Origin of the sequence: Streptomyces sp. NRRL F-2664 (assembly GCF_000719345.1) — a bacterium.
GTDB lineage: Bacteria > Actinomycetota > Actinomycetes > Streptomycetales > Streptomycetaceae > Streptomyces.
This window is the reverse complement of sequence record NZ_JOFX01000079.1, coordinates 1-9,679: the sequence shown is the minus strand read 5'-3', so window position 1 is coordinate 9,679 and position 9,679 is coordinate 1. Positions and strand designations below refer to the sequence as shown.

At 68.7% G+C, this 9,679-nt stretch carries 5 protein-coding genes and 5 pseudogenes; 6 read left to right on the top strand and 4 right to left on the bottom strand.

Annotated elements, in window-relative coordinates:
- Positions 1–593: 593 nt before the first annotated feature.
- Positions 594–1,226: pseudogene (locus IF89_RS43055) on the bottom strand (helix-turn-helix domain-containing protein); the annotation flags it as partial.
- A gap of 261 nt (positions 1,227–1,487) precedes the next feature.
- Between IF89_RS43055 and IF89_RS0133195 the strand changes: the two are divergent.
- Positions 1,488–1,850 (top strand): annotated as a pseudogene (locus IF89_RS0133195) (transposase); the annotation flags it as partial.
- A gap of 446 nt (positions 1,851–2,296) precedes the next feature.
- Here the strand turns inward: IF89_RS0133195 and IF89_RS43050 are convergent.
- Positions 2,297–2,922 (bottom strand): annotated as a pseudogene (locus IF89_RS43050) (transposase); the annotation flags it as partial.
- A 248-nt stretch (positions 2,923–3,170) separates the two neighbouring features.
- Between IF89_RS43050 and IF89_RS48240 the strand changes: the two are divergent.
- From IF89_RS48240 to IF89_RS0133175, 5 genes and pseudogenes are all read left to right on the top strand, one after another.
- Positions 3,171–3,403: pseudogene (locus tag IF89_RS48240) on the top strand (hypothetical protein); the annotation flags it as partial.
- 164 nt (positions 3,404–3,567) lie between these two features.
- Entirely contained in the window at positions 3,568–3,927 is a 360-nt protein-coding gene (locus IF89_RS0133190) for a hypothetical protein (protein WP_158718027.1), read from the top strand.
- A 433-nt stretch (positions 3,928–4,360) separates the two neighbouring features.
- Positions 4,361–5,551, top strand: coding sequence for an aminotransferase class V-fold PLP-dependent enzyme (locus IF89_RS0133185; RefSeq protein WP_030776069.1), 1,191 nt, complete (start codon positions 4,361–4,363; stop codon positions 5,549–5,551).
- A 464-nt stretch (positions 5,552–6,015) separates the two neighbouring features.
- Complete coding sequence (locus tag IF89_RS46405; RefSeq protein WP_158718026.1) at positions 6,016–6,192, top strand: hypothetical protein; 177 nt, start codon at positions 6,016–6,018, stop codon at positions 6,190–6,192.
- 1,053 nt (positions 6,193–7,245) lie between these two features.
- Positions 7,246–8,403, top strand: a complete 1,158-nt coding sequence (locus tag IF89_RS0133175) for a hypothetical protein (protein ID WP_324605391.1) — start codon at positions 7,246–7,248, stop codon at positions 8,401–8,403.
- Between the two features lie 552 nt (positions 8,404–8,955).
- Here the strand turns inward: IF89_RS0133175 and IF89_RS45075 are convergent.
- Together IF89_RS45075 and IF89_RS48230 are read right to left on the bottom strand one after the other, a co-directional pair.
- Positions 8,956–9,261 (bottom strand): hypothetical protein, encoded by a 306-nt coding sequence (locus IF89_RS45075; RefSeq protein ID WP_030776061.1) that lies wholly within the window; start codon positions 9,259–9,261, stop codon positions 8,956–8,958.
- A 91-nt stretch (positions 9,262–9,352) separates the two neighbouring features.
- A pseudogene (locus IF89_RS48230) lies at positions 9,353–9,679 on the bottom strand (transposase); the annotation flags it as partial.

The following is a 9,679-nucleotide window of genomic DNA, read 5'->3' as shown; positions in this document are numbered from 1 at the left end:
CGAAGCCTCCCCACGCCCCGCCGTCGCCAGGAGCGGCACCTCCAGGGAGTAGCGGCCGGTCCGCACATCCACCGCACCCCCCGCCTCCTCACCCGGCGCAAACACACCCGACACAGCATCGGAAACACCAGGCACAGCAGCAGCTGTGGAGCGGGAACCGGGAGCAGAAAAGGCCTCGCCTGTGCCGCCCCCGACGGCGGCACCCGCCGCCAGAGCAAGAAGACCCGCCACACTGCCACGGCGAACACGGCGAACACGGCGGACACGACGGCCACATTGATCAGAAGGCACAACAGACCTCAAAAGCTCAAAGGAAGATGATCGATAAGAATCCCACCAGAACAACGACCGTTTCGTCTCCACCGATCAGAGCTCCGAATGGCGTAGAGGGTTCGCTGGCGAGTCGCTTAGCCTGGCCGCGCTGAACGGCGAAAAGGTTCCACACATCCCACGGCGCCTCCGGTGCCGCGATGCTGATGCACCGGCCCGACTTCAACCCGAAGGTCCCCGCCCCGCGAGTTTGCCGAACGCGACGAGCAGGCAGTCGCCGAGTGGGAGTAGGCGGCCTGGACGGAGGCAAGGGGGCGAGGGCGCCTGCGAACGGTGATCCCGGCGCTGGTGAAGTAGGCCTGGACCCGCTGAAGGCGGTGGCGGTGTCCTTCCTCTCGTCGGCGAGGATCTCGCTGTAGGCGAGGCGGGAGTGGTCGTCGACGGCGGTGTGGATGTAGCTGTAGCCGGCGTTGGCCCGGTTCTTGCGGCCGGCCTGGCGGCCGAGGGTCTTGTGGCCGCCGCCGTCGGGGATGTTCCCGAGTTTCTTGATGTCGACGTGGACGAGTTCGCCGGGCCGGTCGCGTTCGTAGCGGCGTATGACGTGGCCGGTGGCCCGGTCCAGGTGGCTGAGACGGGCCGGGCCGAAGCGTGTCAGGACCCGGTGCACGGTCGAGGGGACCAGGTCCAGGAGGCCTGCGATGCGGGCCGGTCCCCAGCGGCGGGTGACGCGGACCTTGATGATCCGGCGTTCGGCGCGGGTCGGGGTGCGGCGCGGGCTGTGACGGGGACGTGATGAGCGGTCTTCCATGCCCACTTCGCCCATGGCGCGATAGCGAGTGGCCCACCGCTGGGCGGTGGTGGGCGAGACCTGGAAGCGTTCGGCGGCTCGCCGCAGGGGCCAGCCGCCGTCCTCGACCACGCAGCGGGCCAGCCGGAGTCGTCCAAGTCTCGGTCAGGGGTGCATTACGGTGGGGCGCGAGGGCCTTTCTGGTCGCCGGTGCAGATGTCGCAATCCACACCAGGCCAGAAGGCCCTCACCCATTTCAAGATCCCTTAACCGAGATCTGCATCACCCGTCCACAACCTCCCGCGACAGAACAACTAGGCCTGTGTGATGTCGTGATCAGCTGATGGGTTCTGCCTCGTTTCGCGGGGTGGAATCCGGTAGGACTGGGGCTGTGATGCGTAGGCAACTGGCCAATGCCCGGTAGCAGTTCATCGAGCCGTACTTGCCGATCGGTAGGTACGGCCCGTATCCGGAGCGGTTGCGGGAGCAGTTCGAGGGTGTGATCTGGCGGTTTCGCTCCAGTGGGCAGCGGCGGGAGATGCCTGCCGAGTTCGGACCCTGGCCCATTGTCTACGGGCGCTTTCGCGTAAGGCGGGACGCCGGTGTGTTCACCGCGCTGCTGGAAGGCCTGATCGCCGAGGGTGCTCGGGTGGGCAGGTCGGAATTGTCGCTGGTCAGCGTGGACTCCACCACGGTCCGCGCCCATCACGACGCCGCGGGGATGCGGGTCAGCAGGCACCTCATGACGACCTTGGAAGAAGCCGTGCAGGAGGAGGAGACGGCCGCGTCGCGTCACGCTCACCGCCGCCTGAACAGAACTGGAGGCGACGGTCACGCCTCTCCTTGATCTGACCGCTGGTCCGGGCGGTTTGCCCTCCCCCTCACCGACATCCCTGTTGAACCTGGTGTGAATGCAAGGTGGTGGTGATCTTGCAGGCCGAAGCACGTACCGCAGTTGGGGAAGCTGACGGAGAAACTGGGGGAGAACCTGAGAGGGAACCTGAGGGGTAAGGCCAGCCGTTGACGGTTGACCGTTCTTGCAGGTCACCACCCGCCAGGCGGATGGTGACTGTGCTGACCTACCCCCTGTGCGCAAAGAGGAGAGAGATGGGGGTGGGGTGTGTTCACTGCCAGGGGTCGCTCAGGGTGCTCCGCAGGGCGCTGGCCGTTGCCGCGTGGTTCCGAAGCCTCTGTCGTGGACCGAGCAGGCGTCCTGCCAGCGGTCCGCGGGCGATGTCCGCTCCAGAACACCTCTGTCCCACTGTCGTCGGCCATCAGCCCCAGGACCTCGAGTCCGCCGTCCTCGGGTGATGCCAGTGGCGGCGACCACGGCCTGCGAGACGATCTGGTGGGGCCTTGCAGTAGAGGGCATCCAGACAGATGCAGGGGAAGCGGGTGTGGGCCAGGGGGCGGGGGCGGAACACGCTCAGCTCGACGTCGAGGGCCGCAGATCCTGGAGACCTCGCTCGTGGAGATGCCTGTGTCACTGCCGAGGGCCTTGGCCAGGTCGTCCACGCTGCGGGTGGACACGCCTGCACCGTATGCCTCCATGACGACCGCGTAGAGAGCCCGTCCGATGCGCCGCCGACCTTCCGGAAGCGACGGGAAGAACGACCCGGTGCGGACCTCGGGGATCGCCAGGCCCAGGTCTCCGGCCTGTGTGGTCAGCACCTTCTCCCGGTGTCCGTTGCGCATCGTCGTGCGGGTCCCGGTGTGCTCGCTCGGGCTCCGCGCCGATGTGGGCGGTGCCTCGGCCTCGATGAGTTCTGCTGGATCCGCTCGGCCGGGGTCCTGATCAACTCGCTTCCGTCCGCCGTCCGCAGGGACTCCATCAGGCGGAGCAGGTCATGCCGGGGCAAGGCCATCGCGGCGCCTCTCGCTTCAACGAACCTCTCTAGGCGGAGAGTTGCGCGATGGCCGCCCCTTGACCAGGGGCTATGCGGAGATCGCTGTTACACAACTCGGGGGGGCACCATCAGTGGTCGGGCGAGGCGGAGTGAACTGGGGTGTTGCGACAACCGCTAGAACCAACGCTTCCCGGGGGGTGCCCCATGTCTTTGGCCAAGGGAAACAGGGGTGCGTCGAGTCGGTGAGCCGAGGCAGCACGGCGGGGGTGGCTGACCTGCTGTGGATGACGTGAACTGCTTCTTCGACCCGGACTTGATGGGGTCGCTGCCGGACGTGCGTGTCCCGGATGCCTCGGTGGCAGACGGTCCTTGGTCTTGTCGCGGAGAAGGGCGTGAAGTGCCAGCACTCCGAGAGAGACGGTGCTTCCAGTGCCCCGGGCGGAGGCCGTGCTGTCCCCGTCCGACGAATGCCGAGTGCCCGGGCCTGCGTGGCTGGCCGGGCCAGGCTCCTCGTATTTCCACTGCTCCCCCTTCGCCGAAATACAGCGGTGAGCGGAAGTATAGTCATCAGGACAAGTGATCGGAGACTCCGGCGCAGAAAGGCCGAACGAGATGTCGGCAGACACAATGCGTGAGCTCATGAGGGCCCATTCCGCCTGCGAAATGAACACCGATCTGCAGGGGACGATGGACACGCTGGTCGACGACCCTGTTTACGAGTTCCACCCGGCCCGCTTAAGGCTTGAAGGCAGAGAAAAGGTCGAGCGATTCTATCGGGAGCACTTCGACAGCTTCTTCCCGCTGATTGAATCACATGCCCCTGTAAGTGAATGCTGGGATTCGCACAGCGCGTGCCTGGAGTACGACCTCCGAATGAAGGCGCCACGCGACTCGCAGGTGTATCGCATCATGGTCGTCCTCACCAGGGAAGGCCACCTTCTGGCAGGTGAGCGGTTCTACGTGTGTGAGGAGCTTGCGCGACTGATGGCGGGCGCCACTTTCGGCGAATTCGTCAAATTTTAGGCTGCCCTCGCAATGCGCCGCGGATACCTCGGTCCCGGCGCCCGAGCCTACGCCCTGCGGACGCCGAGGGGGTCCAGCCCGGCCCGAGGCGTTCTGGGTGCGGGCCCCTTGACCGCGTCTGTCAGGGAGGCGGGGCCGGGGCCCGCCCCCACACGCTATAGGCGCCTCTGACCAAACGCTCCCGGACACTCCGCCGCGTTCGAGCGGGTCACCCAGTCAGTGGCTCCCGATCCACCCGGAGTCGCTCCCGTTTCCGCCGGAGATCACCACCCCGCGGCGGGTATCCTTCGCTATCCCTGCCCGCATGCGACCCCGCGTTTCAGCCGCCCGAAGGCCGCAGGTCCCCGCAAGGCATTCTTGGGTGATGCGAACATCTGTGAGGATTCGGCCATACCGTGGCCACTCGCGAAGGCTGTGAAGGAGTTGGGTGCTGATGGCGATCGATATTGAGCGGGTCCGCCAGGAGACGGCAGGAGTCGCTCGGGTGGTCCACCTCAACAACGCGGGGGCGGCTTTAGCGCCCCGCCCGGTAGTCGATGCCGTGATCGGGCATCTGCGGTTGGAAGAGCAGATCGGCGGGTACGAGGCCGCGGCCTCGCAGGCCGAGCTGATCGAGCACACCTACGACGCGCTGGCTCGTCTGGTCGGTGCCGGACGAGACGACATCGCGGTGGTGGAGAACGCCACCCGGGCCTGGGACATGGCGTTCTACTCCCTGCCCTGGGCCGAAGGCGACCGCATCCTGACAGCCCGCGCCGAGTACGCCAGCAATGCCATCGCCTTCCTGCAGACCGCCCGCCGCCACGGCGTGCACGTCGACGTCGTCCCGGATGACGCCACCGGCCAGCTCGATATCGACGCTCTGCGCTCCATGATCGACGAACGGGTCAAGCTCATCGCAGTCACGCACGTCCCGACTCAGGGCGGCCTGGTCAATCCGGCCGCCGAGATCGGAAAAGTCGCCCGGCAAGCCGGGATCGTCTACCTGCTCGACGCCTGCCAGTCCGTCGGCCAGATGCCCGTCGACGTCGGCGAGACCGGCTGCGACCTGCTCACCGCAACCGGCCGCAAGTTCCTGCGCGCCCCGCGCGGCACCGGCTTCCTGTACTGCTCGCCCCGGATCCGCGAACAGCTGGAGCCGCCGTTCCTGGACCTGCACGCGGCCACCTGGACGTCGGCCGACAGCTACCGGATCCGGGCCGACACCCGCCGCTTCGAGAACTGGGAGACCTACTACGCTGGCAAGATCGGCCTGGGCACCGCCGTGGACTACGCCCTCGGCCTCGGCCTCGACGCGATTGAGGAACGGGTGACCCACCTGGCCGCCACTTTGCGCGCGAGCCTGCGGACGCTGCCCGGGGTGCGGGTCCACGACCGGGGGGCGCGCCAGTGCGGCATCGTGACCTTCACGGTCGAAGGCCACGACAGCCAGGACATTGCACGGGCCCTCCAGACGCAAGGGATCAACGTCTCGGTCTCCATCGCCGACTACGCGCGCTGGGACTTCGAACCCCGGTCACTCACCTCGGTCGTCCGCGCCTCCGTGCACTACTACAACACGGACAACGAGATCGACCAGCTGATCGACGCCCTGCCCGCCCCAGTCCTATCCACCAGCCACTAACGACCGGCCCTGAGGATCCGTCACCCTGAGTAGTGAATAGGGGAGCTGAACCCTGGCGAAGACCTGTGATGGCCCGCCGGTACTGCCAGCCCCCAGCGGCGCGCCGCCGCTCATACAGATGAGCCGCAACTCCTGCCCGTCAGGCAGGACAGCGGCCACCCGAGCGGCGCTCCCCGGCACTCTCCCCTCCACCGGCCAGCATCCCTACCAGACGCGGGACTGCTGCTGCGCGCAGTGGCGGCGGGGTAGCGCGCCGCCGCCGGCACCTGCCTGTGTTCCGGAAACCCGCTGCGGGAGGGCGGTGGAAATGCTCGGGCCATGGGCTGGGCATCAGCGTTCTCGATGAGCACGCCGTCCGGTGAGGAGGTCCGCGGCCGTGCGGGCGTGACAGAGCCCGGCCGGGGACGACCGACCCGGCCGGGCTCTGCGTGTGCGGGGTGGGCTGTCGTTCAGAAGCCTTCGTCGTGCCCGTCCCAGTCGCGGAGGTCTTCCTCGCGGCGGCGTTCGCGTTCAGGGCCCGTGCCGTGTGGGGACGGTTCGGGATGGACTGGGTCCTGGCCGGCGTGGAACGTGCGCTCCTGCCCGCCGCAGTCGTGGCCGGATTCCCGTCTGTGGTCCTGGATGCCGTCCATGGCGGGTGACTCCTCGGTGCCTGGGACTCCTGGTTTCACATTCGCACACACCCCCACATTCCGCATTCTTTCGGCGGCGGATCGTTAGCCGGCGGGCAAAGCGGGCAAAGGATGGCCCCGCGTCATGTTGCGGCGCGCCGCAACATGACGCCCAAAGGACGTATCGGCGGACACTTCGCCCCTTGTTCTAGGCGAGCTTTCCCCGTGCTGGGGCGTGCTTCGCGCAAGAACCGCACCGAGGCCGCGTTTCGCCCTGCCCGCCGGCACCGGCATCCAGCCCGGCCCGGTCAGTGTGGGGTCGGCGACTTCAACGACTGGAAGCCCGGCGCCCACACCCTGGCGGCCCGCCGCGACGGGACCCGGGCGGTGACCGTTGCTCTGCCTGCAGGCGGCGGGCACGCCTTCCGATAACCGGCTGCCGACGACTACCAGTTCAACGACGATAGCGCTGGCGGCCACGACGGCGTCAGCAGCCGCCTGCACTGACCGGCCCAATGCACGTAACCGCGGCACGGGAGAGGCGTTGGGAGTACGGACACGTGCCCCTGGCCCCTGACCATCTCGAGGGCTGGACCCGTGTGGCGGCCCTGCTACCGCGCCCGGCGGCAGGGCCGTTGTCCGCTTCCAAGACTGCTGCGGCCGGGCGGTGGGTATCGGGGACACCCGGGGAGGATGAACAGGATGGCGCAGGCCGCGATGAATGAACTGGTCGAGCGGGTGCCGGGGCGCCGATGGACGGTGCGGCTGGACGCCGCTGGCCGGGGCGGTACGGCGGTGCGCATCTCGTGCAGCCGTCCCGCCTGCGCCGAGCAGCGCCTTCCTTCCGCGGCCGCTGGCCGGGCCGCAGCCATCGCGCACCTCGAGGCCCACCTGCGCGCTGCTCCGGCCCCGAGAGCCGGGGTGTATTGCGCGTGCAGGGCCGAGGGCTGCCACGCCCATCTCCCCGACACCGGCCGTCATGAGCGTGCTGAAGCCTGGCGGTGTGGCGGCCCAGTCGTCCTGGCCGTCACCACCGACCGGCAAGGACGCTGGTGGCAGGTTATGGAGTGCTGTTCGCGGTGCGTGGCCGCCACCCCCGGAGCGAAGACGGCCGGCACCTCCCAGGCTCCCCAAGCCGCGGACCGCCCGGCTCCCGCCCCCGCCGCGGACGCGGGTATGCCGCGGTTCTCCGACCACCAGACCGTCACCGACCCGCCGCGCTCGGCACCTGCGCGCCGCCGCCCACAGCAGGCTAAGATCGCCCAGCGGGTCATCCCCCGAGGCCTGCGGCCGGTCGCCTTGCGGGACGAGCTCATCGAACTCGGCGACCTCTTCCGTGCCTACCAGCACCGCGACCTGCCCGACCTGGCGCTGCTCGCCGACCTCCAGGAACGCAAAGCCCGCGCCTTCACTTCCTGGGCCGATGCCACCGGTGACGGGGGCTTGCGGTGGGAGGCCCGGCGCGCTGAACAGGCCGCTGCGGCAACCCGCGTCCAGCACCAGCAGCGCTCCGGCCGCATCACTGGTGACGGCGGGCCGGCCGTAGCCCGGCTGCTGACCGGCGCCACACAATGGGAGCACGCTCGCACGGTCCTCGCCCATGTCACCGACCACGCTCCGCTGCCAGGACCGGATGCACGGCTGCTGGTGCTGATGCTGACCCTGCGCACCGCCCACACCGGCACCGGCAACCTCGTCGGCCAGGACCTCACCGCCCTGGGCCTGGCCGATACGGAAGACCTCGTCGAGAGGCTGACCGGCTGCGGATGGCTCGGACTCCCCGGCACCGCCGGCGACCTGCTCGCCTCACGAGCGGAGAACCCCACTCCGGTCACCGTCCCCTCCCTGGCACCCCGAGCAGGCGGAGCGGGCCCGTTCACATTCGGCAGAAAGATGCGGCCAAAGCTCTCCGGCTGGGCCCAGAAGGTGACCTCCGACAAGCGGCTCCGCCAGTCCAAGGCCACTGCCGGTACCCGGTTGCTGGCCCTGACTCTGGCTACTCAGACCGATACCTCGGGATCTCTCGGGCCCGACGGCCATGGCATCCCCCTGAGCGACCTCGCTTCCTGGGTCCCAGCCGATGCGAGCGAACTGCACTACCTGGTAGACCAGTTGCTTGCAGCGGACTGGCTCACCGCCGCCAGCCTCACGGACACCCGCCTCACCGGGCAGTTGACCGAGCGCGTTCTCCCCCTCACCTGCCCCCTAGCTCCGCCTCCGCCAGCAGCAGACACCCCGTAGTGCCATCACAACTCACCTGAGACACCGGCGCATTTCGCCGGGTTCTCAGATTTTGTGTCTTCGGTATGCCGGGTACCTTCTTTCGATTTTTGCAGCAGCGGGGGCGTCTCCGTGGGGGACTGGTGAGGAAAACGGTGTAACTCCGATCATGGAACTGCCGTCGCGCCGTTTGTGGACCGGTGCGGCGCCCGGCCAGAGCCGCGCGGGCGGCCGCGCAGGCGCCGACGGGCTCGGACTTGCGGCTGCCAGCGCCGTGCCTTGCGGTCCGGGCGGTCGATCTCCGCCGTCTCGACGTCCTCGGCGGCCGGGACGCGGGCCAGGCCGGCACCGCAGACGCCGGTGCCCCCGGTCCCGGCCAGTACCAGGCTGCCAGGGGAGTTCGGCCAGGCCAGCAGGGCCCCGGTAGCCGACCGGCGTGGTGGGAACTGTCTCCAGTCCCGTTCCCGGCCCCGCGGCAGCCACACCGCCGCGGCGGTGTGGCTGTCCTTGTGGGTGTCGGGGGAGAGGCGCCGGACCGGTACTCGGCCGCCCGCGCGGGAGTTCCGCCGGTCTTCAGCCGACGTCGGCCGTCGCCACCTCGAAGCCGCGGTCGGGTACCGGCTTGTAGGTGAACGTGGTGGTGGTCTGGTTGCCGTCCCGGTAGGAGATCTTCTGGGGGACGTTTCCGGCAAAGTTGTCACCTGACATGAGGGACATCCAGGTGGGGGTGATGGTGCTGCCGCCTGCGGTGATCTTGGAAACCTCGCCCATGTCGAGGGTGATCTGCTTGTCGCCCTGGCTGTCGTGAACGGTGACGGTCTCCTTGCCGTCGGCCAGGCCGTAGCTGATCTCGGTCTGCTTGCCGTCCTGCCCGGTCACCTTCGCAAGCCGCTCCCGGTAATCTCCACCAGACTTCCAGCTGTAGTAGGTGGTCTGGCCGGACGGTGCCGTACGAGCAATCGCAACGGGTGGGGCGGCTGAACGCCTCGCCAGTGGCAAGTACTCTGCCCACGTCGTAGCGGGTTGCCATGCGGCGGTTCTTCGAGCCGGGTGGCCTGCCGGGGCCGGGGCCGGGGCCGGGGCGGTTTCGGTGCACCGGCCGGAGAGCCCGTCTTCGCGTGGAGGTTCCTGAACCCTCTGCGAACGCGGGCGGGTGTCGGTCTGTTCGGCTCGGCCGGCTTCTCCCACGGCCGTCGAAGATCGATGGCGGGGGGCCGGGCGGGCCGGAGCTGGGCGTAGGCGGCGATCGCCAGCGAGGTCCACCGGTCGGCGGCTTCCGAGCTGCGGAGCCGGGGCC

What these genes read in the sequence shown, in the direction of transcription:
- IF89_RS0133190 (WP_158718027.1), top strand. Translation starts at nt 3,568, where the DNA reads ATGAACACCGATCTGCAGGGGACGATGGACACGCTGGTCGACGACCCT.
- IF89_RS0133185 (WP_030776069.1), top strand. Translation starts at nt 4,361, where the DNA reads ATGGCGATCGATATTGAGCGGGTCCGCCAGGAGACGGCAGGAGTCGCT.